General features: G+C 72.4%; 21 protein-coding genes and 2 pseudogenes. 13 read left to right on the plus strand and 10 right to left on the minus strand.

Annotated elements, in window-relative coordinates; all coding sequences use genetic code 11:
* The first annotated feature begins 80 nt into the window (after positions 1–80).
* The gene (locus tag QQK35_RS11695) at positions 81–758 is read left to right on the plus strand and encodes a YoaK family protein (RefSeq protein WP_284254323.1); all 678 of its coding nucleotides are present in this window, start codon (positions 81–83) and stop codon (positions 756–758) included.
* A 26-nt stretch (positions 759–784) separates the two neighbouring features.
* Here QQK35_RS11695 and QQK35_RS11700 read toward each other — a convergent pair whose 3' ends face one another.
* On the minus strand, positions 785–2,185 hold the full coding sequence (locus tag QQK35_RS11700; protein WP_284254324.1) for an aspartate aminotransferase family protein: 1,401 nt from the start codon (positions 2,183–2,185) through the stop codon (positions 785–787).
* Positions 2,186–2,460: 275 nt separating this feature from the next.
* Between QQK35_RS11700 and QQK35_RS11705 the strand changes: the two genes are divergently transcribed.
* Both QQK35_RS11705 and QQK35_RS11710 read left to right on the plus strand, forming a co-directional pair.
* Positions 2,461–2,730, plus strand: coding sequence for a hypothetical protein (locus tag QQK35_RS11705; RefSeq protein WP_284254325.1), 270 nt, complete (start codon positions 2,461–2,463; stop codon positions 2,728–2,730).
* Positions 2,717–3,118: a hypothetical protein gene (locus QQK35_RS11710; RefSeq protein WP_284254326.1), complete on the plus strand. Its 402-nt coding sequence runs from the start codon at positions 2,717–2,719 to the stop codon at positions 3,116–3,118. Before QQK35_RS11705 ends, QQK35_RS11710 begins: the two co-directional genes overlap by 14 nt.
* Here QQK35_RS11710 and QQK35_RS11715 read toward each other — a convergent pair.
* Positions 3,115–3,411 (minus strand): DUF7882 family protein, encoded by a 297-nt coding sequence (locus tag QQK35_RS11715; RefSeq protein ID WP_425564963.1) that lies wholly within the window; start codon positions 3,409–3,411, stop codon positions 3,115–3,117. The two genes, QQK35_RS11710 and QQK35_RS11715, sit on opposite strands and share 4 nt — an antisense overlap.
* 68 nt (positions 3,412–3,479) lie before the next feature.
* Here QQK35_RS11715 and QQK35_RS11720 point away from each other — a divergent pair, with 68 nt between their 5' ends.
* A complete protein-coding gene (locus QQK35_RS11720; protein ID WP_284254328.1) occupies positions 3,480–4,805 on the plus strand; it encodes an EAL domain-containing protein in 1,326 nt (441 codons plus the stop codon).
* 40 nt (positions 4,806–4,845) lie between these two features.
* A complete protein-coding gene (locus QQK35_RS11725; RefSeq protein WP_284254329.1) occupies positions 4,846–5,352 on the plus strand; it encodes a MarR family winged helix-turn-helix transcriptional regulator in 507 nt (168 codons plus the stop codon).
* Between the two features lie 10 nt (positions 5,353–5,362).
* On the opposite strand, the gene QQK35_RS11730 is transcribed toward QQK35_RS11725, so the two are convergent.
* Together QQK35_RS11730 and QQK35_RS11735 are read right to left on the minus strand one after the other, a co-directional pair.
* On the minus strand, positions 5,363–5,926 hold the full coding sequence (locus tag QQK35_RS11730; RefSeq protein ID WP_284254330.1) for a hypothetical protein: 564 nt from the start codon (positions 5,924–5,926) through the stop codon (positions 5,363–5,365).
* 129 nt (positions 5,927–6,055) lie between these two features.
* Positions 6,056–6,397 (minus strand): hypothetical protein, encoded by a 342-nt coding sequence (locus QQK35_RS11735; RefSeq protein ID WP_284255786.1) that lies wholly within the window; start codon positions 6,395–6,397, stop codon positions 6,056–6,058.
* Here QQK35_RS11735 and QQK35_RS11740 point away from each other — a divergent pair.
* Positions 6,396–6,938, plus strand: a complete 543-nt coding sequence (locus QQK35_RS11740; protein ID WP_284254331.1) for a hypothetical protein — start codon at positions 6,396–6,398, stop codon at positions 6,936–6,938. The two genes, QQK35_RS11735 and QQK35_RS11740, sit on opposite strands and share 2 nt — an antisense overlap.
* A 6-nt stretch (positions 6,939–6,944) precedes the next feature.
* Here the strand turns inward: QQK35_RS11740 and QQK35_RS11745 are convergent, their stop codons facing one another.
* The 3 genes and pseudogenes from QQK35_RS11745 to QQK35_RS19795 form a co-directional block, all read right to left on the minus strand.
* Entirely contained in the window at positions 6,945–7,460 is a 516-nt protein-coding gene (locus QQK35_RS11745; protein WP_284254332.1) for a hypothetical protein, read from the minus strand.
* Positions 7,461–7,601: 141 nt separating this feature from the next.
* A complete protein-coding gene (locus QQK35_RS11750) occupies positions 7,602–8,408 on the minus strand; it encodes a DNA-formamidopyrimidine glycosylase family protein (protein ID WP_284254333.1) in 807 nt (268 codons plus the stop codon).
* A gap of 8 nt (positions 8,409–8,416) precedes the next feature.
* A pseudogene (locus tag QQK35_RS19795) lies at positions 8,417–13,152 on the minus strand (ATP-dependent helicase).
* Positions 13,153–13,235: 83 nt separating this feature from the next.
* Between QQK35_RS19795 and QQK35_RS11770 the strand changes: the two are divergent.
* On the plus strand, positions 13,236–14,510 hold the full coding sequence (locus QQK35_RS11770; protein WP_284254335.1) for an MFS transporter: 1,275 nt from the start codon (positions 13,236–13,238) through the stop codon (positions 14,508–14,510).
* Here QQK35_RS11770 and QQK35_RS11775 read toward each other — a convergent pair.
* On the minus strand, positions 14,507–15,061 hold the full coding sequence (locus QQK35_RS11775; RefSeq protein WP_284254336.1) for an alpha/beta hydrolase: 555 nt from the start codon (positions 15,059–15,061) through the stop codon (positions 14,507–14,509). The two genes, QQK35_RS11770 and QQK35_RS11775, sit on opposite strands and share 4 nt — an antisense overlap.
* A gap of 79 nt (positions 15,062–15,140) precedes the next feature.
* Positions 15,141–15,749, minus strand: a complete 609-nt coding sequence (locus QQK35_RS11780) for an alpha/beta hydrolase (protein WP_284254337.1) — start codon at positions 15,747–15,749, stop codon at positions 15,141–15,143.
* A 139-nt stretch (positions 15,750–15,888) separates the two neighbouring features.
* Here QQK35_RS11780 and QQK35_RS11785 point away from each other — a divergent pair, with 139 nt between their 5' ends.
* The 5 genes from QQK35_RS11785 to QQK35_RS11805 all read left to right on the plus strand — a co-directional run bounded on the left by QQK35_RS11785 (position 15,889) and on the right by QQK35_RS11805 (position 24,985).
* A complete protein-coding gene (locus QQK35_RS11785) occupies positions 15,889–16,446 on the plus strand; it encodes an NUDIX hydrolase family protein (protein WP_284254339.1) in 558 nt (185 codons plus the stop codon).
* Between the two features lie 151 nt (positions 16,447–16,597).
* Positions 16,598–17,134 carry an isopeptide-forming domain-containing fimbrial protein gene (locus QQK35_RS11790; RefSeq protein ID WP_284254340.1) on the plus strand — a complete coding sequence of 179 codons (537 nt, stop codon included), beginning with the start codon at positions 16,598–16,600 and terminating at the stop codon, positions 17,132–17,134.
* The gene (locus QQK35_RS11795; RefSeq protein WP_284254341.1) at positions 17,131–18,684 is read left to right on the plus strand and encodes a hypothetical protein; all 1,554 of its coding nucleotides are present in this window, start codon (positions 17,131–17,133) and stop codon (positions 18,682–18,684) included. Before QQK35_RS11790 ends, QQK35_RS11795 begins: the two co-directional genes overlap by 4 nt.
* On the plus strand, positions 18,681–22,298 hold the full coding sequence (locus QQK35_RS11800) for a DUF5979 domain-containing protein (RefSeq protein ID WP_284254342.1): 3,618 nt from the start codon (positions 18,681–18,683) through the stop codon (positions 22,296–22,298). The genes QQK35_RS11795 and QQK35_RS11800 overlap by 4 nt, the downstream gene beginning before the upstream one ends.
* Positions 22,292–24,985 (plus strand): DUF5979 domain-containing protein, encoded by a 2,694-nt coding sequence (locus QQK35_RS11805; protein ID WP_284254343.1) that lies wholly within the window; start codon positions 22,292–22,294, stop codon positions 24,983–24,985. The genes QQK35_RS11800 and QQK35_RS11805 overlap by 7 nt, the downstream gene beginning before the upstream one ends.
* Here the strand turns inward: QQK35_RS11805 and QQK35_RS11810 are convergent.
* A complete protein-coding gene (locus tag QQK35_RS11810; RefSeq protein WP_284254344.1) occupies positions 24,982–25,419 on the minus strand; it encodes a MarR family winged helix-turn-helix transcriptional regulator in 438 nt (145 codons plus the stop codon). The two genes, QQK35_RS11805 and QQK35_RS11810, sit on opposite strands and share 4 nt — an antisense overlap.
* An 86-nt stretch (positions 25,420–25,505) precedes the next feature.
* Between QQK35_RS11810 and QQK35_RS20490 the strand changes: the two are divergent.
* Positions 25,506–26,249 (plus strand): annotated as a pseudogene (locus QQK35_RS20490) (LLM class flavin-dependent oxidoreductase); the annotation flags it as partial.
* Between the last annotated feature and the right edge of the window lies 1 nt (position 26,250).

Below are 26,250 nucleotides of genomic sequence, written 5' to 3' on the forward strand. Positions count from 1 at the left end.
TCCGGTCGGCGGTCCTTTGGCTCGCCGCACCGGTGGGGCCGAGAACGGCGACCGTCCCGTCGACCCCTAGCCTGGAAGCGATGCCCCGACTCCGCGACCATCCCGCCGGCCTGCACCTCGGACTCATGCTGGCCATGACGTTCTCGACCGGCGTCGTCGACGCCCTCGGCTACCTCGGCCTCGACAAGGTCTTCGCCGGCAACATGACGGGCAACGTCGTCGTGCTCGCGATGGCGCTGACCGGCGCCGGCGGACTCCCGGTCGTCGGTCCCCTGCTCGCGCTCGCGTTCTTCATCGTGGGCGCCGCGATCGCCGGTCGGACCCTGCGCCGCCTCGCCGCGGGATGGGCGGCGAGGACGACCGTGCTCTTCGCCGGGGTCGCGGCGCTGCTGGCGATCGTGGCGATCGTCGCGTTCGCGCTTCCCCAGCACCGTGCGGAGTGGGTCACCTACGCGATCACCGGCGCCCTCGGTCTCGCGATGGGATGCCAGGCCGGCTCGGCCCGGCACATCGGCGTCTCCGACGTCACCACGGTGGTGGTGACCTCCACCCTCGTCGGCCTCGCCTTCGACTCGCGATTCGGACGCGGCGCGGCGGGGCACCCGTGGGAGCGGCGGGTGGGCGCCATCCTGCTGCTGATGGCGGGAGCCGCGACCGGCGCCCTGCTGCTGCGCCTCGGGCTCGGCTGGCCGGCGCTCTGCGCCGCGGTCGTCTCCGCCGCGGTCGCCGTGCTCGGAGCGGTCGGCCGTCCGCACTAGCGCGGCGCTCCGGTCGCGCAGGACGGCTAGAGCCGCGCCCAGGCCTCCGTCAGCACGCCGCGCAGGATGCCCTCGATCTCGTCGAACTCCTTCGGCCCGATCGTCAGCGGCGGCGCGAGCTGGATCACGGGATCGCCCCGGTCGTCGGCCCGGCAGTACAGCCCTGCGTCGAACAGCGCCTTGGACAGGAACCCCCGCAGCAGGCGCTCCGACTCGTCGTCGTCGAACGTCGCCCTGGTCGCCTTGTCCTTCACGAGCTCGATGCCGAAGAAGTAGCCGTCGCCGCGCACGTCGCCCACGATCGGCAGGTCGAGCAGGCGCTCGAGGGCCGCGCGGAACAGCGGCGAGTTCTCGCGCACGCGCTCGTTGAGCTTCTCCTCCTCGAAGATGTCGAGGTTGGCGAGCGCGACCGCGGACGAGACGGGGTGCCCCGCGAACGTGTAGCCGTGATAGAAGCTCGTCGTGCCGTGCCGGAAGGGCTCATAGATCCGGTCGGAGATGATCGTCGCGCCGATGGGGGAGTAGCCGGAGGTCATCGCCTTCGCGCACGTGATCATGTCGGGCTGGAAGCCGTAGGTGGTCGACGCGAACCAGTTGCCGATCCGCCCGAATCCGGTGATGACCTCGTCGGCGACGAGCAGCACGTCGTACCGGTCGCAGATCTCGCGCACGCGCTGGAAGTAGCCGGGAGGGGGCGGGAAGCAGCCGCCCGAGTTCTGCACGGGCTCGAGGAAGATCGCGGCCACGGTCTCCGGGCCCTCGAACAGGATCATCTCCTCGATGCGGTTCGCCGCCCACTGGCCGAACGCCTCGATCGAGCCCTCGAAGCCCATCTCCTTCGCGCGGTAGTAGTTGGTGTTCGGCACCCGGAACCCGCCCGGCGTGACCGGCTCGAACATCTCCTTCATGGCCGGGATGCCGGTGATCGCGAGCGCGCCCTGCGGGGTGCCGTGATAGGCGATCGCGCGCGAGATGACCTTGTGCTTGGTGGGCCGGCCCTGCAGCTTCCAGTAGTACTTGGCGAGCTTGAACGCGGTCTCGACGGCCTCGCCGCCGCCGGTGGAGAAGAAGACCCGGTTGAGGTCGCCGGGCGCGTAGCCCGCCAGCCGGTCGGCGAGCTCGATGGCGTTGGGATGCGCGTAGGACCAGATCGGGAAGAAGGCGAGCTGCTCCGCCTGCTTCGCGGCGACCTCGGCGAGACGCTTGCGCCCGTGGCCGGCGTTGACCACGAACAGGCCGGAGAGGCCGTCGATGTACCGCTTGCCCTTCGAGTCCCAGATGTGGTGCCCCTCGCCGCGCACGATGATCGGCGCGCCGTGCTCCTCGAGCACCGACTGACGCGAGAAGTGCATCCAGAGGTGGTCCTTCGCCTTCTGCTGGAGGGCGGAGTCGTCGGTGACTCCGATCGGCTGCTCGGTGATCGTCATGCGACCACGATATCAATCGTCGGAGCACGCAGGTAGGGCGGAATCCGTTGATTCACCGCCTGATCGCGGCGGTGATCGGCTGTGGCGCCGATGGCCCTCCTTCGAGGGGCAGGCCGCGCCTACACCTGATCGGGCGTCGCGCGCAAGACCCCCGTGCCGCGGATTCGCCGACCTAGCGTCGAGGACATGAACCTGGTGGTGAGCATGACCACGGCGGTCGTCGCCGCGGTGGCGGCGGTGGCGGCGGCGGTCGTCCTGCTCTCAGGGGTGCTGCTGTGAGTCTCGCGACCCAGCCGCCCCGGCTTCATGGCGCCCGCGCAGCCCGTCGCACGGCTCCGGAGCTGCTCTCGTTGACCACCCTGCGTCCCGATCTCGTCGAGGTGAGCAGCGCCCAGCGCGTTCTCGGCTTCGTCGAGGTCGTCGACCACGTCTTCGTGTCCCTCGCCGGGTCGCGCTACGACATCGCGGTCGAGGTCACCCAGCAGATCGACTTCACCCGCGCCCTGACCGCCCTCCAGGAAGGAAACTCCGATGACGATCGCTAAGACCCACGCTCCGACGCTGCTGTCCCGTATCAGCACGCCCTATCTCCGGGCGCTCGGAGAGCTGCAGGTGTGCGAGCTCCGGCTCCGTCACGTCGCGCGCGCCGGGGGCATGGGGCCGGCCTGGCAGGAGGCGACCGACTTCCTCCTGCAGCAGTCCGAGGCGTTGCAGGAGCGGCTCGCCGAGGGCCCGCTCGTCGAGCACGCGCTGCACGTGCAGGCGCCGGACGGCTCCCTCGTGCCCGCGGACATCGTGTTCGTCCAGCGCCTCGTGCGCCGCATGAGCTACCAGCTGGGTCTCGCGACCGCCGATGCCTCGCTGGCGACCGGCTCGATGCCCACCGCCCCCGTGTCGACCATCCGCCAGACGGCGGACGCGCTCGCCTCCTAGGACGGCGGGGACGGCTCCGGCAGCAACTGGAGACCACCCGGTGAGTTCGCCGACTTCGTCAGGACCTCGATCCATGCCGGATTCAGCGCAGGAGTCTTGGATCCGAAGAAGTCGAAGGCGAGGGAGACGTGCGGAGTGACCCAGATGGAGGTGCGGCCGAAACCGTTGCGCTCGGGATCGTTCCAAGTGAACGCGAACGTCTCGCCCCGGCGCAGCTTCGCCCAGATCACGACCTGCAGGTGCGCGAGCGCGCGATCGTCGATGGTCGCCACGACCTTCGAGTCGTACGTCATCGTCCCCACGGTCGAAGGATAACCGGCCCCGAGATGTCAGTATGTGGATTGCCATGAGGTCGGATGCGATGAGCGAGAACGACCTGCGGACCGCGGTGGGCGCCGACGAGATCTTCGCCCTGTACCAGCCTCAGGTCGACGTCGTCTCGCGTCGCGTGGTCGCCGGCGAGGTGCTGGCGCGCTGGAGGCATCCCGAGCGCGGCGTCGTGTCGCCGCTCGACTTCATCCCGCTCGCCGAACGCACGGCGCTCATCGACGAGATCGGCCTCCGGATGCTGCAGCTCGGCTGGCAGGCGGCGCAGCGCTGGAACACCGCCGACTTCCACGTCGGTGTCGCGGTGAACGTCTCGCCAGTGCAGCTTACGAGTGAGCGGCTCGACGCGGCCGTCGGGTTCCTCGTCGAGCACAGCGACCTGCCCCCGGAGACGCTGACCCTCGAGATCACCGAGTCGCACCGGATCCTCGACGTCCCCGGCGTCGCGGCGCGGCTCGCCCGCCTGCGCGACCTCGGCGTCGGCGTCTCGATCGACGACTTCGGCGTCGGCTACTCCTCCATGGAGCGCGTCGAGGAGCTGCCGATCTCGGAGATCAAGATCGACATCTCGATGGTGCAGGACGCGACCGACGGCGGCTATGCCGCGTTCATGGAGATCGCGGAGTACGCCCACGCGCACTCGTTGCGGCTGGTGGCCGAAGGGGTCGAGACCGAGGATCAGCTCGAGCGGGTCGAGAACCTCCGCTGCGACCGGGCCCAGGGGTGGCTGTTCGGTCAGCCGCTGGACGACGCCGCGTTCGAGCGCGCGGTCCGCCCGGCCCGCGGCGCGGACTCCCGGCGGAGCACTGAGTCAGAGGTCGGCGTAGCCCGACTCGGACTGCTCGGGCGACGTGTCCGCGACATCGATCTGCGACCAGGTCACCGGCATCCCCGGCGAGAACAGGATCTCGATGCCCGGTCCGCCGCGCAGCGGCGGGATGGTGACGTACCCGCCGCCGGCCCGGATCGCCTCGAGGATCTGCTGCTTGAGCTCGTCGACCGGATCCGGGAGGAAGTAGTCCCGGCCATCGACGGTCACGCGGTGGATGAGGGCCATCGCCCTAGTATGACAACCACGATGGGCCATCTCCGCTACGGGTCGCCGGCGCAGACCTTCGATGTCGACGACCGCACGCTCGCGCACGTCGAGATCGTCACGCTCGCGAAGCTGCGTCGCGGCGAGCCCTTCGCCCTGACCATCCCGAGCCCGGCGGGAGGTCGCAGCACCCTCTGGATCAACGCCGCGAGCATGCTGGTCTTCGACCTCAACGGCGATCCCGGTCCGATCGACCGCGCGTGGCTCGAGACGCTGATCGACGCGGCGAACACGGGCCCGGGGCTTCGGCTGCCGAGCGCCTGACCGCGGTGCCGCGCCCGCGCGGACCGTTAGCATTCTGGCCATGCCTCCCGCGACCGAGCACGGGGCTCGCGGATTCTGGTACGCGGCACGGCCGTCGACGCCGCCCACGCCCGTCGATGTGCTCGACGCGCTCCGCGGGTATCGCGCGGCGGAACGGGCGATGCGCCGTCGCGCCCGCGGATCGATGGGCGTCGGCGAGACCGATCTGCTCGCCATCCGCCAGCTCCTCGAGGCGCAGCAGCTGGGCCGCACCGTCACGGCCAAGGACCTCGCGCGGCGCCTCGGGATCTCCTCGGCCTCGACGACGGTGCTCGTGGATCGGCTCGTGCGCTCGGGCCACGCCCGTCGTGAGACCCATCCGACGGACCGACGCGCCGTGGTCGTCGTGGCGACACCCCAGGCCGGTGCCGACGTGCGGAAGCACCTCGGCCGGATGCACGAGCAGATGCTCAAGGTGACCGAGTCGCTCGACCCGGAGGCGCGGCGCTCCGTGCACGCCTACCTCGAGGCGATGCGGGCGGTCATGGAGGACGCCGAGCCGGGATGAGGCGCGGGGATCAGGCGCTCAGCCAGCTGCGCCAGTCGTCCGGAAGGTTCGCGATCGTCTCGCCCGGCTGGTCGGAGCCGGCGGCGTAGAGCTGCACGAGCGGCCAGCGCTGCCCGTGCTCGTCGTGATAGTCCAGGCGCGACAGCAGATCCGCGCCGGCCGCGAGCTGGCGCTCGAGCCGATGCAGCAGGCGGCCCAGGTACTCCTCATCGGCCGGGAACACGGTCCCGTCGGCGGATTCGGTCGCGATCGTGTCGCCGCGCGAGCCGGAGAAGTGGGCGGTGCCGCTCGCGTCGAACATGCGGTCCCGGGTGTCGAGGAGGCGGGCGACGCTGCCGGCCCACCCGGCCACGTCCTTGGCCGAGGAGCCGCTCCACGGGGGCAGATGCAGCTTCTCGTGCTGCAGGCGGTGAAGTGTGCGATCCGTCGGGTTGCGCAGCTTGACCCTGTGCGCCACCTCCGTCGCCAGATGCTGCAGGCGGGAGGTGTCGACGGCTACCTGGCCGAGGTGCTTGAGAACCACCTCGTTGGCATGTCCGCTTCCGGTCAGCGGCCCGATCGTGTCGATGGTCATGCGTCTCAGCCTGGCACCGCCTGTGGGCCGGCGACAGTCCGTTGCCCCCGTTCGGGGGCCGCGTACCATACGCTCGCGCAGTCGTAGCCGGTGGACGAATCCACCGGCCACGACCGTTCCCAGAGCCGGTTACACCCGGCTTCCGCGTCCGCTGATGAAACGGACCAGCCACACGATGATGGCGATGACCGCCAGCACGATGCCGATCCACAGCAGGAACTGCAGCGAGGACACGAAGCCACCCGTGAACAGCAGGATGACCGCGATGATCGCGATGATGAGCGCGAGGATGTTCATCTTCTTCACTCTCCCTCTCACGTCCGGGGGCCAGACCGTATCGGGCCGCCTCGCGTGGTCGGATTCCATCGTCCCGAAGCGCCCGCCGCGGTCGATGCTCTCCCAGTCAACGACCAGGGCGCTCCCGCACGCCGCCGCCGGCCGCGCGTAGGCTCGCAGCGCGGAGGTGCTCATGGCCGAGGACGACCAGAAACGCGTCGACCCCCGATACGACCCGGCGTTCCAGCGCGGGTATGCGGGCGAGGTCCGGATGGGACAGCGCGGCGAGAGCGCCCTGCGCCGCGCCGCCGTCGTGTCGGCGGGGCCTGCCCGGGTGGTCGCGACCCCGTCGACCGCGGCCGCCGAGCCCGCATCGCCCGTGGCCGGGTCCCCCGCCGCGGAGGTCATCCCGACCGGGCCGTCGGACTCCCGAGCGGACGCCTCGAATGAGTCGATCCTCATCTCCGAGCCGGTCTCGGCCCGGGACGTCACCCGCAATCCGTTCTATCTCGCGGCGGCCGCGCTCGCGGTGGTGCTCATCGTGGGCGGGGCGGTGTGGCTGAACCAGGGGTTCGCCGCGATCGCCGACGACCGCACCTCGACCACGGTCGGCTATTACGCGGCGATGGCGATGAGTTTCGGCGCACCGCTCACCATCGGCATCGGCGTCGCGATCATCGCCGGGCTGCTGTTCGTGCTCGCTCGCGGCTGGCGAGCGCGCGACGAGGAGGGCTGAGCCGGTTCAGCCGTTCGGGTCGTCGTCGTCCTGCATCAGGCGGCGCGGGGCCGGCGGCACCGGCGGGACGCCGGGATCCCCCGGCTGATGAGGAGCCGACGGGGCCGCGACCTGCCCGGAGGCCGCCCCGGGACGGGTCACGCGGAACGCGGAGCGCAGCAGTGTGAAGCAGCCGAGTGCGCCGAACGCAGCCGCGAGCAGCAGCGAGATCAGCGCCGGGCCGGTGGTCATGGCCTGCACGACGATGCCCCAGAACCGCCCGTCGACGAGCGACTCCGGGATGCTCGTGCCCGCCGCCTTCGAGAACGGTGCAACCAGCGCGACCGCGTAGCCGGAGACGAACGCGAGCACGAGGGTGGCGATGGTCACGACGGCGACCGCGATCGCCCCGCTGCGTCCGAAGACGCCGTTGGAGCCGATCCGGTACAGGCGCAGCGCACCCCAGGCGACGCCGAAGGCGACGATCGATGCGACGAAGCCGATGTTCCAGAGCAGATCCCACGCGACGATGCCGAGCGGCACCACGATGAGTGCGAACGCGACGCCGCGCTGGACGTTCTCGGGCGGCGCGTCGAGGCCGGTGAGCGGGCCCGGCTGCGCCGGTTGGGCGGGGGCACGGGCTCGGTCATGGCATCCACCCTAACCAGCACTGTGCCGTCGGACTCAGCGTTGGCAGACCGGGCACCACGTGACGACGCGCTCCTCGCCCTCGCGGCGCCCGAGCTCGCCGCCGAGCAGCGTGCTGCCGCAGCGCCGGCACGGCTCACCCGTGCGTCCGTAGACCCAGGTGCGGCGGCCGGGGCGCAGGTCGCCCGTCGTCGATCGGGCGCCGCGATCGCGGTTGGCCCACAGCATCCGGCGCGCGAGGTCGACGAGCGCCGGGATGTCGCCGACCTCGCCGATCCGACGCGTCGGCAGCAGCCCGCGCACGAAGCACAGCTCGTTGGCGTAGACGTTGCCGATCCCGGCGAGGTTGCGCTGATCCAGGAGCGCGCCGAACACGGTCTGCAGAGGATCGGCCGACAGGCGGCGCACGGCCTCGGCCGCGTCCCAGGCGTGCGGTGCGGGATGCCGTGCCGCGTCCGGCGCCAGCAGATCGGGACCGAGGTGCCCGACCACCGACTCCTCATCGACGGACGGCAGGAGCTCGGTGGTGCCGAGCTCGAACCCGATGGAGACGACCTCGGCCGTGGTGAGCACGGCGCGCGCCTGGAACGCGGGGCGCGGCCAGCGCTGTGCCGGAGCCACCGTGCGCCACGACCCCTCCATCTTGAGATGGGTGTGCAGGCTCAGCTCATCGAACCGGTGGAAGAGGTGCTTGCCGACACTCGCCACCTCGCGCACGGTCTGACCCGACAGGTCGACGGTCGCGAATTCCGGCACCCGGATGTCGAAACCGGTGAGCACCCGGCCCGAGAGCGCCGCGTGCTGTCGCCGTGCCGTCATCCGGATCGTGTCGCCCTCGGGCATGCCGCGCCTCAGCCGCGCAGCCGCAGGCCCTGCGGCGTGGTCGCGAAGCCGGCGGCGACGAGCGCGTCGCCGAGCGGGGTGCCGACGGCGAACGCCCCGTCGACCTTCTCGACGCGCAGCCGGCCTCCCGTGGCCCGCACGGTGGCGGCGAGCGAGGCGGCGGCGGCGGCGCGCGCGGCCACGGTGCGGTCGGCGTCGTCGTGGGGCAGCAGGTCGAGCACGGTCTTGCCGCCGCGCTCGACGTAGAGGGCGAGGCCGCCGTCGACGAGCACCACGAGGGCGCCGGCCTTGCGTCCCGGGCGGTGGCCCGACCCCGCGTCGGCCGGCGGAGCGGGCCAGCCGATCGCCGCACCGTACGGGTTGGCGGGATCGGTTGCGGCGAGCGTCAGGGCGACGAGATCATCGTGCTCCTCGGGCTCCGGCGCGAACGCGCGCACCCGGTCGACCGTCGCCGGCGTCGCGAACTGCGCGGCCCCGAGCCCCTCGACGAAGTAGCCGCGTCGCGTGCGGCCGGTCTCCTCGAGCCCGGCGAGCACCTTGTAGGCGAGGGCGAAGCCGCCGGCCACACCCTCGCTCTGCACCGCGCCGCGGGTGACGATGCCGTGCCGGTCGAGCAGCTGCTCGGCCAGAGCCGCGGCACGCACCGTGGTCGCCGTCTCGGGCTGGGGCAGCAGGCTCCACCTCCCGGCGACGGTCGGGGGCGCGCTGGAGCGGGAGGCGGAGGTCATGTCCGGCCTCCGTAGCGACGCCGGCGCCGATGGCCGTCCCGGCCGTCGCGTCGGCTTGCGCGGGCGGTACGTCGTGGCGCCGAGGCGCGCGCGGAGCGGGGCGAGCGTGTCGTTCGTGACGAGGCCGGCCCACACGAGATCCCACAGCGCACGGGCGAGGTCGGTGTCGTCGGCCGGCCCGGTCGCGGCGAGCGTCTGCTGCAGCTGCCGGAAGAAGAAGGCGCCGCCACCCGTGAGCGCGAGCAGGATGCGATCGTGCAGCTCGGTCGCGTCGGCGAGCGCGGGCTCGTCGAGCGCCGGCGCGGGCAGCGTGAGCGGTGCGGATTCGGCGAGGTGCAGCGCGAGCCAGCCGTCGCCGCCGGGCAGCTCCCCGCGACCCGACCACAGGACCTCGCCCGTCGTCGTGAGCTCGTCGAGCATCATCGGCAGGAAGTCGCGCACCCGGCTCGGCAGGATCAGGGCCTCCCATGCGGACGCCGGCAGCGCGACGCCGCCGAGCTGCTCGATCGCGGCGACGACGCCGTCGACCCCGCGCAGAGCAGGTCGGGGAGCCGTGACCCGAGGCCCGAGACGGGCCTCGGCGCTGGCGTCGCGGGAGAGGCCAGAAATGGCCTCTCCTTTCAGCTCCAGCGCGCCGACGTGGTGCCAATCCGGGAGGAAGCGTCCGAGTGCGCGCTGCGGCACCGGCTCGACCTCGGAGCGCAACGCCGCGAGCGACCGGGCGCGCAGGCGCCGCAGGACCTCGGCATCCACCCATTCGCTGCCGGTCGCTCCCGGCCGGAACTCGCCCTCGACCGCGCGCCGGTCGGCCGCGAGCCGGCGCAGGGCGTCGAGGACGACGGCGACTCCGAGCCCGAGCCGTGCGGCCGCGTCGGCGGCGGTGAACGGGCCGTGGGTGCGCACGTAGCGGCTGACGAGATCGCCCACCGGGTCGGCGACCGGGTCGAGGAACGCGCTCGGCACGCCGATGGGCAGCGGGACCCCGAGGGCGTCGCGCAGGCGGGAGGCGTCTTCGATGACGGCCCACCGCTCCTCGCCCGCGACGGTCGCCCGCAGCACCCGGTTCGCCCGCGCCAGCTCCCCCAGCGCCCTTGAAAGATCCCAATTGGGGTCACCAATTGGTTCGGTGACCCCAATTGGGCTCAATGAAGAGCGGGCGTGGATCTCGGCGAGGGTGAGGGGGCCGAGGACGCGGAGGAGGTCGACGACGCCCTCCGCGTCGCGCGCGCGGCGGTCGGGGGCGAGGCGCTGCAGCTCGAGCTCCGTCTGCTCGATGACCTCCGGGTCGAGCAGTTCGCGCAGCTCGGCTCGGCCGAGCAGTTCGGCGAGCAGCGTCGGGTCGAGCGAGAGCGCCGCGGCCCGGCGCTCGGCGAGCGGGGAGTCCCCTTCATAGAGGAACGCCGCGACGTAACCGAAGAGCAGGGAGCGCGCGAACGGCGACGGCACGTCGGTCTCGACCTCGACCATCCGGACCCGGTTCGCCTGCAGGTCGGTCGCGAGCGTGTGCAGCGACGGCAGGTCGTAGACGTCCTGCAGCACCTCGCGCACGGTCTCCAGGATGATCGGGAAGCTCGGATACTTGCGCGCCACCTCGAGCAGCTGGGCGCTGCGCTGCCGCTGCTGCCAGAGCGGGGATCGCCGGGTCGGGTTCATGCGCGGCAGCAGCAGCGCACGCGCGGCCGACTCCCGGAACCGGGAGGCGAACAGCGCCGAACCGCCGACCTCGAGCGTCACGAGCTCGTCGAGCTCCTGCGGCTCGAAGCGGAACAGGTCGGCCCCGGGGCCTCGGCATCGGTCTCGGGCAGCCGCACGACGATCCCGTCGTCGCCCGCCATCGCCGAGCCCTCGACCCCGAGCCGCTCCCGGATGCGCGCGGCGACCGCGAGCGCCCACGGCGAGTGCACGGGCATGCCGTAGGGGAGTGCAGCACGAGGCGCCAGTCGCCGAGCTCGTCGCGGAACCGCTCGACCACGAGGGTCGTGTCGGTCGGCACCGCGCCGGTCGCCTCCTTCTGCTCGTGCACGAAGCGCTGCAGGTTGCCGACGGCGTACTCGTCGAGTCCGGCGGCGCGCAGGCGCTCCGCAACCGCCTCGCCCTTCCGGCCTCCGGCCAGGAGCTCGGCCGTGAACCCGCCGATCGCCTTGCCGAGCTCGGCAGGACGGCCGAGGCCGTCTCCTTCCAGAACGGCACCCGACCCGGCTGGCCGAACGCGGGAGAGACGAGCACGCGGTCGGAGGTGATCTCCTCGATGCGCCAGCTCGTCGCGCCGAGGGCGAAGACGTCGCCCACCCGCGATTCGTACACCATCTCCTCGTCGAGCTCGCCAACGCGGCGCGCACCGTCCTCGGTGCCGACGATGAAGACGCCGAACATGCCGCGGTCGGGGATCGTCCCGCCGGATGTCACGGCCAGGCGCTGCGATCCGGGGCGACCGGCGATCGTGCCGGCCACGCGATCCCACACGATCCGCGGACGCAATTCGGCGAACTCGTCGCTGGGGTAGCGTCCGGCGAGCAGGTCGAGCGTCGCGTCGAACGCCGACCGGGGCAGGGTGGCGAACGGCGCCGAGCGGCGCACCGTGTCGAACCACTCCTCCACGTCGAGGCTGTCGAGCGCCGTCGCCGCGACGGTCTGCTGGGCCAGGATGTCGAGCGGGTTCTGCGGGATCGCGATCGCCTCGATCAGCCCGGCCGTCATCCGCTCGCTCACGACCGTCGTGTGCAGCAGGTCGGCGCGGTGCTTCGGGAACAGCACGCCCTTCGAGATCTCGCCGACCTGGTGGCCCGCGCGACCGACGCGCTGCAGGCCGGACGCCACCGACGGCGGTGACTCGACCTGGATGACGAGGTCGACCGCCCCCATGTCGATGCCCAGCTCGAGAGAGCTCGTGGCGACGACGCAGCGCAGCCGGCCGGACTTCAGGTCGTCCTCGATGAGCGCCCGCTGCTCCTTCGAGACGGAGCCGTGGTGCGCGCGCGCCAATACGGGACCCCGGTGACCGCGGTCGCGAGCTTCGCGGCCCCCGTGATGCCGGAGCCGCCGACCGCCTGCGCCGGGAAGCGTTCCGGCGCCGAGCCGGTGACCTGCTCCTCGTACAGCTCGTTCAACGAGGCCGTGAGCCGCTCGGCGAGCCGGCGGGAGTTCGCGAAGACGATCGTCGAACGGTGCCGCAGGATCTCGTCGAGGATCGCCCGGTCGACGTGCGGCCAGATCGACCCGGCACTCTGCAGCGCCGTCTCGTCGTCCTCGAGCGTCTCGGCGGTCTGGCGCGCCCCGAGCTCCGTCATGTCCTCGACGGGCACGACCACGCGCAGGTCGAACGTCTTCTGGATCGGCGGCTTGACGATCTCGACGCTCGCGCGCCCGCCGAGGAACCGCGCGACCTCCTCGACCGGCCGCACGGTCGCCGAGAGGCCGATCCGCTGGGCGGGCGTCTCGAGCATCGCGTCGAGTCGCTCGAGCGACACCGCGAGGTGCGCCCCGCGCTTCGTCGCGGCGACCGCGTGGATCTCGTCGACGATGACGGTCTCCACGCCGGTGAGCGTCTCGCGCGCCGCCGAGGTCAGCATCAGGTAGAGCGACTCGGGCGTCGTGATCAGGATGTCCGGCGGCTCCCGCAGCAGCATCCGGCGGTCGGCGGCGGGTGTGTCGCCCGACCGCACCCCCACCGAGATCGGCGGCACGTCGAGCCCCAGCCGCCGCGCGGTCTGGGTGATGCCCACCAGCGGGGCGCGCAGGTTGCGCTCCACGTCGACGCCGAGCGCCTTGAGCGGCGAGATGTAGAGGACCCGGGTGCGCTGCTTCGGATTGGCGGGGCGCACCTCGGCGGCGAGCCGGTCGAGCGACCAGAGGAACGCCGACAGCGTCTTGCCGGAGCCGGTGGGCGCGACGACGAGCGCGTGCCGCCCGGAGGAGATCGCCTCCCACGCGCCGGCCTGGGCGGGGGTGGGGCCGGCGAACGCGCCCTCGAACCACGCCCGCGTGGCGGGGGAGAACGGCTCGAGGGCGGATGCCATCCCCTCATCCTCCACGCGACCGCCGTCAGATGCCCTGTGTACGCTGTCCACATTCGCGACCGACTCCGACCGACGAGGACGTCATGACCGACATCGCCGCCCCCGTTGCGGTGCCCGAGCGCTGGCGCTCGAACGCGGCGATCTTCCTCAGCGGGCAGACCGTCTCGCTGTTCGGCTCGATGATCGTGCAGTACGCGGTCATGTGGTATGTCACGCTCGAGACCAAGTCGGGCTGGGCGGTGGCGCTCTACGCGCTCGCCGCTTTCGCTCCGCAGGGTCTCGTCTCGATCTTCGGCGGCACGCTCGCCGACCGGGTGAACCGGCGCATCCTGGCGATGACCTCCGACGGCGTCATCGCGCTGACGACGCTGGCCCTCGCACTCGTCATGATGTCGGGGATCACCGACCTGTGGATCATCCTGCTCGCCGTGGGCGTGCGCTCGATCGGGGCCGGAGTCCAGCAGCCCGCCGTCCAGGCGCTCATCCCCCAGATCACACCGCCCGATCAGCTGATGCGCGTCAACGGCCTCTACGGCACGGTGCAGTCCGCGATGTCGCTCGTCGCCCCCGCGGCGGCCGGGCTCGTCTTCGGGCTGGTCGGCATCGTGCCGACCTTCTTCATCGACGTCGTCACCGCCGTCATCGGCATCGGCCTGATGGCGCTCGTGCGGGTGCCCTCGCTGCAGCGCATGACCCAGGCCACCACCGGCTACTTCGCCGACCTCGCCGACGGGTTGCGCTACATCGCGGGACACGGTGTCGTGCGCTGGCTCCTGCTCGTCTTCACGATCATCTTCGTGCTGACGGTCGCGCCGTCGTTCCTCACCCCGCTCATGGTGGCGCGCTCGTTCGGCGACGAGCCGTGGATGCTGGCGGGCCTCGAGGTCGCATTCGGCATCGGCATGACGCTCGGCGGCGTCGCCGTCTCGACCGTGCTCGCCAAGCGGAGCCGGCTGGGGCTCATCCTGTTCTCGACGTTCGGCTTCGCACTGCTGAACGTCGCCCTCGGGTTCAGCCCGAACCTGTGGGTCTTCTACGGCGTCATGTTCGTGTTCGGGCTCATCGTGCCCGCCTTCTCGGCGCCGTTCATGACGCTCATCCAGGAGACCGTCGAGCCGGAGAAGCACGGTCGCGTGTTCAGCTACGTCGGCATCGTGATGGCGCTGGCGACTCCGATCGGCATGGTCGCGTTCGGCCCGCTCGCCGACGTCTGGACGGTACAGGTGCTCCTCGTGCTCGGCGGTGCGGCGACCGCGCTCGTCATGCTCGTCGCCATCGTGGTGCCGTCGGGGCGGTCGGCGATCCGCGCGGCGCGCGGCCCGGCGCCCGAGCGGCGCGAGGCGACCGCGGAGGCCTAGCGCCCGAGCCGTTCCTGCAGGAACGCGCCGGCATCCGCCGCCTCGCGCCTGCTCACGGTGTGGCGCAGCCGCGGGTAGAAGTGCGCCGTGACGGTCGCGTGCCGATCGAGCCACGCGGTCGTGCGGTCGATCGCGACCGGCCCGATCACGTGATCGAGCCCTCCCCGGCCCCAGAAGACCGGGGGTCTGCGCTCACGCAGTTCGGCATCCCGTGCCCGCTCGCCGCGCACCGCGTACCCGCCCAGGTTGACGGCGAAGCGCACGCGGTCCGGATCGTGGCGCAGCAGCTCCAGCGCCATCGCGCCGCCCTGCGAGAATCCGAGCGCCCCGACGAGCGGCGCCGGAGGGAGCGTCTCGAGCCACGACAGCACCGCCGCCGCGGAGGCCGACGCATCCTCCGGTCGCGGATCGCCGCGCTCGTTGTCGGGGGCGAACCACGACCATGTGCCCTCCTCGGCCCGCGTCCCGCGCAGGTGCGCGATCACGAAGTCCTCGGGGAACGAGGCCGACGCCGTCACGAGCCGCTGCTCGCCGCTGACCCGCCCGTGCATCGCGAGGAGCAGGGGCGCCCGGGTCGCGCCTCGGGCGACGCGCTCCAGAGGATCGCGTCGGAGTCGAGAGCGGGCGCCGTCACGGCAGGTGCGCGCGGATGAAGGCGGACGCGTCCGCGATCTCCTCCTCGGAGACCGCGTGCGTCAACCCCGGGTAGAAGTGCGTCGCGACCTCGGTGAGCGGCGTCGCCCAGTCGACGAGCATGTCGGTCCAGGCCCGCGGCACGACGTCGTCGGCGAGCCCGTAGCCGATGAACAGCGGCGTGCGGCGCTCGCCGAGGGCGGTGTCGTCGGCGACGCCGGGCAGGAACCCGGCGAGGCTGACGGCGTAGTCGGCCAGCTCCGGTGCGCGGCGCAACGTGTGCACCGCGATCGCGCCGCCCTGTGAGAAGCCCAGGATGCCGACCGACGGGTGACCGGACTGCGTCGCGACCCAGCGCACCAGGGCATCCGTCGACTCGTCCATCTCGCGGGCGAGCGCGTCGGACTGCTGCGGCTGGAACCAGGCGGCGCCGGGCGCGAAGTCGATCGGCGCGCGCACCGAGGCGATCGCCAGGTCGTCCGGCAGCATCGGGAAGATCGGCACGAAGTCGCGCTCGCTCGCCCCGAGGCCGTGCAGGATCACGAGCAGCGGACGGCCCGCACGGTCGTCGCGGTTCCAGATGACGGCCGACGGGTCGAGCTCCATGTTCCCGAGGCTAGCCCGCGTGACGAAATGCAGGACCGGACGTGAGGGATGCCGCGTCGGGATCATCACCCGCCAGGCCGGCATCGTCCGTTCCTGCATTTCGCGACGAGTCGGCGCGGCGAGCGACGACAATGAGGGCATGAGCCCCGTCGGCACCCCAGATCCGCCCCCGGAGGAACCGAACTCCGCCTGGCTCACCGACGAGGAGCTCGCCGACGTGCGCCGTCGCATCCCGCTCCTCTACGTCGAGGCCGTGCCCGTACGGGTCGACGGGCTCGGCGTCGTCACGAGCGTCGGCCTGCTGCTGCGCGCCAACGCGCAGGGCGACATCACGCGCACGCTCGTGAGTGGCCGCGTGATGTTCGGCGAGACGCTGCGCGACGCGCTGTTCCGGCACCTCGAGAAGGATCTCGGGCCGATGGCGTTCCCGCAGCTGCCGGCGAGCCCGGTGCCCTTCCACGTCGCCGAGTACTTCCCGATCCCGGGTCTCAGCGCCTACCTCGACGAGCGCCAGCACGCGGTCGCGCTCGCCTACGTCGTGCCGGTCACCGGCACGATCGAGCCGCGACAGGATGCGCTGGAGGTCACCTGGATGACGCCGGCGGAGGCATCCAGTGCCTCGATCCACGCCGAGCTCGAAGGCGGTCGGGGGACACTTCTGCGTGCCGCGCTCGCTTCCGTGGGGGTTCTCGGCTGACGCCTGCCGCGAACCGGGGGACACGCCTCGTCACCCCTTCGGGGAGCCCCTTCGTTGGGGTCTTCCGGCTCCCGGCGTCCCCCGCTTAGCCTGCCCGAGGCGGACCGACCGTGAGGGGATCTCGCGGACCGCCTTCGGGGGCTTCACGATCATGCGTCATCTCGCGCGCTCGGGACGGCGTACGGCCGTCTTCACCGCGGCGGTCGCCGCGCTGCTGGCACTGCTCGCAACGGTGGCGCTCGCTGCTCCGGCGCAGGCAGCCGACACGGCCGTGCTCGACATCGCCGTGTCGGTCGACAAGAGCGCCGTCGCGCCCGGCCAGACCTTCACCTACACGATCAGCCCGAGCTGTTCGAGCGCCGGATGCCGCAACGCCGTCGTCACCGACGTGCTGCCTCCGGAGTTCGACGCCCTCACCCTCAACCCCAACGTCGTCGTCACCGGGGCCACCGCCACCACGAGCTGGGGCGGCGCCGGTGGCCGCACCCTGACGGTGCAGTTCACGGCTGCGCTCGAGGAGGGCGGCATCGGTCTGCCGGACGGCAGCGCCCCTCCATCCAGGTCTCCCTCAGTGCGCCCGCGACGCTCAGCCCCGACTGGGCCTCGAACGGCACGCCGATCACCGACACCGCGACGGCCACGGCCGACAACGCGGCCACACGCACCTCGTCGGCGACCACCACCGTGACGATCCCGTACACGCCCGCCACCGCCGCCACCGCGGCGTGGGCGCCGACCGCGACGCAGTACAAGGTGGGCGAGGCCTCGAACCTGACCGTCGGCATCCGCAACACGTCCAACGGCGGCGCACAGAGCCTGGTGCTCGCGGTGCCGGCCGACCCCGCGGCCCCGGGCGACCTGTTCGACACGGTCGACCTGAGCGGTCTGGGAGCGGTGACCTTCCCGGCCGGCGCCGACCGGATCCAGGTGGACGCCGACACCGACCACTGGGTGACCGGCGTCCCGCTGGCGACGGCGGCTCTGCCCGACGGCGTCGTCGCCGCGGACGTCGCGGGCCTGCGCATCACCTTCACCTCGACCTCGGGTGCGACCGGCATCACCGCCAAGGGGGCGGCGGGCTCGGTCGTGCTCCAGCTCGCGCAGCGCACGCAGACCCGATCGGCACACACCCCGCTCGTCACCGGCGGCGCGGCGACGGCGACCGTGCTCGGCACCGTCTCGCTCGGCAACCACGGCGCGGCGTCGAGCAGCGCGACCGCGAGCTACACGATCGGCGGCCTGACCGCGACCGTGTCGGGCTCGACCGCGTTCGCCGGCCCCCGGATCCCGGCGGGCACGACCACGACCGTGACCCTCACGGGCGTCAACACCTCCAACGGCCCGCTGTCGACGTTCACGCTGACCCAGCCGGTCGGCGGAACACTGCTCGGGCCGAAGGTGACCTTCGCGGGTTTCGCCTCCGGTGCCGCCTGGCCGACCGGGGCGACCTCGGCGACGTTGAGCTGGAGCGTCAGCGGCGGCGCCGTCCCGGATGACGTGGTGCTGCACCAGGGCGACGCCCTTCCCGGCTCCCCGGCCCTCGATGCGGGGCAGACGGTCACGGGCTTCACGGTCGTGTACCGCGGCGCGATCGCGCCGAGCGCCACCGCGTCGCTGCCGGTGCGCATCCAGGTCGCGAAGGACATCGCCGCCTCGAGCGCCGCGCCGGCGACGGTGGTCGAGACGGGGTGGGTCGACGGGCACAACGACGCGGGCGACGCCGCGCGCGCCGTGCCGACCGCGTCGCTCGGCGTGCTCTATCCGCAGGTGAAGGTCGCGCTGACGAAGACCATCACGCCGTCCGCGGCCAAGCCGATCCCGGCCGGCGGCCGCTCGATCGCGCAGCTGAAGGCGACGACCGACTCCGACTCGGGCTTCGTGCATCCGACGACGGTCATCATCCAGGACCTCGCCACGGGCGCGGCCGGCGACTACTGGGGCGCGTTCGACATCGTCGCCGTCGCGCCGACGCAGGTACCGGCGGGGGCCGCGCTGACCGTCGCCACCACGACCGACCGCACGACGTGGGACGTCGTGGCCTCGGTGCCCGCGTCGGCCGGCGCCGCCTACTACCAGGCCGCGCTCCCCGGCGCGTCGAACCTCCAGGGCGTGCGACTGACGTTCACCAACGTCGACGGCTTCGCCCAGGCCTCGACCCTGCAGGCGAATCTCGCCTTCGTGGCGCGCGCGACCGTGCGCGATTCGGGGAGAGCACGGCCGGCTCCGGGTCGAACGTGACCTACACGAACGCGGCCACCGCGACCGCGATCGGCGACGTCGTGATCGACGGCGAGGGGCCGGTGACCGCCACGACCGGCTCCAGCAGCACCGCCGTCATCAAGCAGCTCGCGGGCGGGTCCGGCGGGATGATCGCCCCGAGCAAGAGCTGGAACGTCGCCACCGTCAACGCCCAGTCCGGCGACGCCGCCAACGCCACCGTCCGGTGGGGCACCGAGATCTCGGGCTACACGACCGCGACGGTGACCGAGCCCGCCGATCCGTCGGCAGCCGTCTCGAGCACCGTGTTCCAGGCGTTCAACCTCACCAGGATCAACGCGATCACGACCGCCACCGACCCGCTCATCGCCTACGACCGCGTCACCAAGGTGGAGCTGTTCGCCTCCGGCGCCGCGCAGCCAACCGACATCACGAGCAAGGTCTGCACTTCGGCGGCGGTCTGTCAGGGCAAGATGCCCGCGTACTCGCTGAGCACTGCGGAGCAGGCATCCACCGTGGGGGTGCGGATCACGTTCGCCGAGTGGGCCGGCGGCCGCACGACCGACCCGCTTGCCCCGCCGGTCGGGTCGGGCGTCGCCAGCGGGCCGGACAGTCGAGCCGTCACCTTCGTCTTCCAGCTGCGCAACACGCTGCGGGATGCCTCGGGCGACCCGGCCCACCCGTGGGTCACCGGGTCGCGCACCTACAACGACGCCGACGCCGGCGTCGTCACCAACACCGCGGGCGTGGCGCTCGATGCGCAGACCGGCACGGCGAGCGCCGACCTCCTCGTGCTCGACACCACCCCGGGCGTCGCCCTCACCAAGACCGTCGCCCCGACCGCGGTCGCCATCCCGGTCGCGGGCGACATCCCGGATGCCGCGTATCCGAGCACCGACTTCACCCTCACCGCCAACAACACGGCGCCGGCGAAGGCGTGGGCTCTGCGGGTCACCGACCAGGCGCCCTGCGCTGCCTTGACGCCGTCGGACTGCGCGCACCCCAGCGCCGACGGCGTCTCCGGCTGGACCGTCGACCCGTACGCCGGCGCGACGTGGAATCCGGCCACCAGTCCGTTCGACGCCTTCACCATCACGAAGATCGTGCCGAGCGGCTACACGGGCAGCACCGGCATCGACGCCACGGCATCCGGCATCGAGCTCTGGTACGCCGACGGGCACACCGCCACGGTGGGGCTCACGAGCTCGACGCTCACGAGCGCGAGCGCGCTGCGCGACGTCGTCGGCGTGAGCGTGCTGTGGATCGGCTCGAGCCAGGCCGACGGCGGCACGATCGTCTCCACCGCGAAGCCCAGGCTGACCATCACGGCGCAGCTGCGCCCCACCCTGCGCAGCTCCCCCGCGACGCCCGTCACCCCGCGGACGATCACGAACACCGCGTTCGCCGAGTCATGGGACGGCGTGCTCGACGCCTCCGCCGCGTACATCACGCGATCGGTCGACCTCACCCTCAGCGACGCGGCTCTCGCGGTGACCACCGCGAAGTCCTTCAGCCCGAGTGCGCTCCTCGAGAAGGACCGCGCGAATCCCGTGACGGTCACCCTCACCGCCGGCTCCAACGGCGCGACCGCATCGCCGGATCGGCTGGTCGTGCAGGACACCCGCCCGGAGTTCTGGAACGCCGTCCGGCTCGGCGCGCTCGGCGCCGTCGCGCTCCCGACCGGCGCGAACCGCGTCGAGGTCGACGTGCAGCTGAACGGGTCGAGCACCTGGACCACGGGCACCGCGGCCGCGAGCGCCGCCCTGCCCGACGGTGTCGATACGAACGCCGTCACCGGCATCCGGTTCGTCTTCACCAACGACACCACCGACCCCAGCAACCCGAACGACCTGTTCTCGATCACGGGCCCGGCCGCCGCGTGGACCGCGAGCGCGGCGTTCACCGTCACGCTGCGACCGGCGACCCGCGACACCGGCGCCGTGCTGGCGTTCCCGTCGACCCTGCCGGACGACGTCACCGCGACCGTCGGCAACCCGCACCTCGCGGACCGCTCGGCGACGAACACGGCGACGCTGAGCCTGAACCCGGGCACGTTCACGGTCGACATCTCCACGACCCCGGATGTCGCCACCTCGCCGGCGGGCCAGACCATCAACTGGACCCTGGTGATGACCAACACCGGCACGGGCTACCTCACCAACCCGGTCGTCACCGATCAGCTGCCCGCCGACGGCGCCCTCGTCTTCGACCCCACGAGCGAGATCACCTCCGCGACGTCGACCGGCGGCCTGCTGCCGACCTCCGGGCAGAGCGTCGCGTTCGACGCGACGAGCAAGCGCATCACCGTGACCTGGCCGGCCGGATCGCGCATGGCGCCGGGCGAGAAGGTCACGCTCGTGATCCCGATCGCCATCCAGCCGGGGCTGCAGGCCAGCCACGGCGCGATCCCGAACCAGTTCCGGTTCTCGAGCGATCGCGCGCTGAGCGCCTGCACGAACAGCGCATCTGGCAACGGCCAGCCCGTGACCTTCACCGCCGGCGGCACGAGCTGCCTCACGCAGAACTCCGTCAGCACGATCTCGGCCTCGGCGATCAGCTCGTTCAAGGGCGTCAAGGGCGATGTCGACGGTGCGGGCGAGTCGACCCGCGGCGCGGTCAACGTGAACAACGCGGCCACGCCCTGCGTCGCCGACCCCCAGGGCTACTACCGCCAGCCGTGCGCGGCGAACACCGTCGTCGGCGCCACCGATCAGTGGAAGCTGCAGATCGTCAACGGCGGCAACGTGCCGGCGACGGCGGCGACCGTCGTCGACGTGCTGCCGAAGCCGGGCGACAGCTACCTCCGCTCGGGCGCGAGCCGCGGCACGACCTTCCGCCCGGTCTTCGCCGGCGGCGTCACGCTCGCCACCGACGACCTGTCGGCCGGTGCGGCCATGAGCTGGCAGGGCACGACGTCCGCCGACCCGTGCCCCTCCTACGACACCGACTCCAGCTGCTCGACCGCGACGTGGGTCGATGGCGCGACGATGTCGGCGACCCAGCTCGCCCGGGTGACGGCGATCCGCATCGTCTTCGACTTCACCTCGGTGGTCGGCGCCTCCCCGTCCGGCACCCTGCCCCCGGCTGCCACCGTCGCGGTCACCTACCGCACGGTGAACCAGCCGTCGACGACCGCGTCCGACAAGCTCGCCCCCACGACCGTGCCGCTCGGCACCGCGCAGGCGTGGAACAGCTTCGGGGTGTGGGCGAAGTTCGGCGCCGGCTACGCGGACCGCCGCGTCGAGCCGGCCCGCGCGGGCGTGCAGCTGCTCACCGGACCGCTGCAGGTGACCAAGGCGATCATCGGCGCCGGCGCGGCCTACGCCCCGGTCTCGTACGCCGCGACCGCCACCTGCACCGTGGCGGGTGCCCCCGTGACGCTGCCCTCCGGCGGCGCCCTGACGCTCGCGTCGGCGACCGGCTACACCGCACGGATCGACGGGATCCCGGTGGGCGCCGACTGCGGGATCGTGGAGAGCCCCAGCGGAGCGAGCTCGACCTCGTACAGCCCGGCGGCGGCATCCGGAACCGGAGCCGGGATCGCCGTGACGACCGCCGCGGGCTCCGCGGATGCCGTTCCCCCACCCAGCGCGCGACGATCACCAACGCCTACGGCACCACCTCGCTCGTGGTGACCAAGCACGTGTCGACGACCGCGACGGTGGGCGAGGTCGGGCCGTTCTCGTTCGCGCTGTCGTGCACCGCCGCGACCGGGGCCGGCACGCTCGCGGTGCCGCTCGCCGCCGCCGACGTCGCCTTCACGCTCGCTGACGGTGCCAGCCGCACGATCGCGGATCTCCCCGTGACCGCCGTCTGCGCGCTCACCGAGACCGACAGCGATCACGCCGACCGCATCCAGGTGAACGTCGACGGCGGCTCGGCCGTGCCCGCGACCGAGGGCGGCCCAACCGCCATCGTGCTCGGCACCCACGCCGGGTACGACGCCGTCGTGACCAACGTCTACGACGGCGGACGCCTCGCGATCAGCAAGCTCGTGACGGGCGCGGGCGCCACCGACTACGGCACCGGCTCGTACACCGTCGGCGTCGACTGCAGCTACCGGGGCCAGCACGTCCAGACCACGACCGTGATCCTGCAGGCGGGCGAGACCCGCACGCTCGACCCGGTCATGCCCGCGGGCACGCAGTGCGCCCTGAGCGAGACGGACGCCGGCGGCGCGACGACGAACGCCGCGGACGCCTCGGTCGCGATCGCGGGCCCGAGCGGCCCGCAGACCGTGGGGCTGACGACCGCGGTGCTGACCAACCGCTTCGACACGGGCTCCGTCGAGCTCGACAAGACGATCACCGGCGCGGGCGCGTCCGCCTGGGGCACCGGGCCGTTCGAGGCGCAGCTGAGCTGCACCTGGCAGCGCAACGGCGAGCTCCTCACCATCCCGCTGCCGGACGCGGGCATCGTGACCCTCGACGCCGCGCACGACTACCGCGCGACGGTCTCCGGTCTCATCGGCGGCGCGAGCTGCCAGGCGCTCGAGACCGCGACCGGCGGATCGACGAGCTCGAGCGTCGGCGCGATGTCGCCGTCGACGGTGCCCGCGAACGGCACCGCGACGATCGGCATCACCAACACCTTCGACGTGCAGGACCTCGTGGTCACCAAGCAGCAGGAGGGCGACGGCGTCGACACCTACGGCAACGGCACCTACATGGCCTCGCTGCTCTGCACCCTCGACCACGACGGTGCGAGCGTTGCGCTCGACCTCGGCGATCGCGCCACCCTCACGCTGTCGCCCGGCCACTACACCCGCACGGTGAGCGGCCTCCCGGTCGGGGCGATCTGCACCGTCGACGAGACCGACCAGGGCGACGCCGTCACCCACGCGCTGTCGCCCGCGGACGGCACCGTGACTCTGGCCGCCGGATCGCCGTCCGAGGTCACGATCGTCAACACCTTCCTGCTCGGATCGCTCTCGATCGACAAGGAGGCGACCGCGACGATCGTGCAGGGCGCCACCGACTTCGACTACACGATGGATGTCGCCAACACCGGCGAGGTCGCCGCGGCCGGCGTGCACGTCGCCGACCCGCTCGACGACGACCTCCGGGTGACCGGCATCGACGCGGCCGGTTGGAGCTGCGCGGTGACCGGCGCGGACGGCGACGGCTACGGCGGCACCCTCGCCTGCGACCTCGGCGCCGAGCCCGGCATCCTGCTCGGGGTGGGTGCCACCGCGCCGCGCATCACGGCGCACGTGAGCGTGCGCCCGCAGATCGCGCAGGACGACCTCGACAACACGGCCGCCGTCACGTCGACGACGCGCGTGGTGACCGGTGACGACGACACCGTCTCGCTCCCGGTCAAGTGGCTTGATGCGACGGTCACGCCGCAGTGCGTGAAGGACGCGCCGTGGCTGCAGTACTCCGTCGATGCGCGCAACGTCGACCTGTCGGGCAAGACCATGACCGTCGAGTGGCTCGACGGCGCCGGCACCGTCGTGCACACCGACACCGTTCCGCTCGAGGGCGGCGACCCGGATGCCGGTCCGATCACGGGCACGCTGCTCTGGCCGGGTGCCGCGGTCGACCCGTCGACGCAGCAGGGCATCCTGTGGCCGGGGTGGCGCGCCGCCGAGCCGGGGGAGACGCCGCAGTGGGAGAACCTCGTGCAGGACAGCACCCTGCCGGAGTACGGGCTGCGCGCGGACGGGTCGGTGCGGATCAGCATCAACCCGACCACGACGCTCGCGCTGACCTACCCGGCGGCGACCGCGAGCTGCGCCGACGCGCACGGCGACCCGGCGGCCTCGCTGTGGTTCACCAAGGACGTCTCCTCGACCAACGTGCCGGTCGGCACCACCGTCGACTACGTCATGAGGAGCGGCAACAGCGGCCTCGGCGCGGCCGACCAGGTCCAACTGGTCGACCCCATCCCGGCGACCCTCAAGGTGCTGTCGGTCGACCCGGCGCCGGCCGACGCGGGTCAGCCGTCCTGGCAGAGCTGCGAGGTGACGGGGCGAAACGGTTCCGGCTACGGCGGCACGCTGGTCTGCACGCTCGATCGTCCGCTCGGGGCGCTGCAGTCCGCACCCGCGGTCACGCTGACGACCCTGCTGAGCCCCCACGCCGGCTTCGGGCCGATCACCAACACCGCGCACGTGACGGGCACCGACATCAGCGTCGACCTGCCGACGCTCGCCGACCCGGAGGACTCCGCGACGATCTGGACCGCGGGTGCGGCGCTCGCGTCGACGGGCGTCGACCCGCGGGCGCTCATCGCAGCCGCCGCGCTGCTCATGATGATGGGCTTCGGCGCGCTGATCGCCGTGCGCCTGCGTCGCCGGACGCGGCGCGAGGCCCGCTAGCCGTCCGGATGCCGCACGAGACTCCGCAGCGCCGCGACGAGGTCGCGTGCCGCGGATTCGTCGAGCCGTGACAGGAAGGCGGATTCGGCCGCAGCACGGGTTCGCTCGGCCCGCATGACGCGCGCGCGACCGGATCCCGTGAGGACCAGGGCGTTGCGCCGTCGATCGCGCGGGTCCCGGCGGCGTTCCACGAGGCCGCTGCCCTCCAGCTCGTCGAGCATCGCGACGATCGTCGTGCGATCGACGCCGAGCCGCTCGCCGAGGGCGATCTGCGAGAGCGCGTCGTCCGCCGCGATCACGGAGAGCACGGCGAGCTGCCGGGCGGTGAGCCCGAGCGGGGCGAGGGCGGCATCCACCCGCTGGGCCAGCTGGGCGTATGCGGTCTTCAGCAGGAAGCCGAGCCGGTCGTCAAGCGGTGTCACGTCGGTCGCCACACGGTGAATCCTATCGGCTCACTGATCATCAGTGGTACTGACGGTATCCTCGCTCCATGACGACCTTCGGAATCAAGACCGCACCCATGCACGTGAGCTACGACGACATCGTGCGCGTCTGGCGGGAGGCGGATGAGCTCCCGGAGATCGCGGACGCGTGGCTGTGGGACCACCTGCTCCCGCTGGCCCCGCCCGCGGATGGTCCGATCTTCGAGGGCTGGACGCTGCTGAGCGCGCTGGCGGCGCAGACCGAACGACTCGGGCTCGGGCTGCTCGTCACGAGCAACCGACTGCGCTCGCCCGCGCACCTCGGCAAGATCGCCAGCACGGTCGACGCGATCTCGCACGGCCGTCTCACGATGGGCCTCGGCGTCGGCGGGACCGTCCAGCCCGCGGGGGTGGCGGGCTTCGCGACGAACCCCGCGGCCGCCGAGTACGCCGCCTACGGCGTCGACCTCGTGCCCGCCGCCGAGGGCGTGCGCCGGCTCATCGAGACGCTCGACGTGCTCGACCGGATGTGGACGGGCGGCCCGTTCGACTTCGACGGACCGTTCAGCACGCTGCGCGGCACGGTCAACCGGCCCGCTCCGTCGCACCGTCCCCCGCTGCTCATCGGCGCGTGGGGCGACCGGATGCTGCGGCTCGTGGCCGAGCGCGCGGACGTGTGGAACATCCCCGGCCCGCCGCACACCACGGTCGATGCGTTCGCCGAGCGCTCGCGGCGTCTCGACGCGCTGTGCGCCGAGCTCGGCCGCGATCCGTCCGGGCTCGGGCGCTCGGTTCAGCTCACCGTCGCCTACGACGACCTGCCGGCGACCCGCTCGGTCGCGC

Source organism: Pseudolysinimonas kribbensis, assembly GCF_030161895.1.
GTDB classification, from domain to species: Bacteria; Actinomycetota; Actinomycetes; order Actinomycetales; family Microbacteriaceae; genus Pseudolysinimonas; species Pseudolysinimonas kribbensis.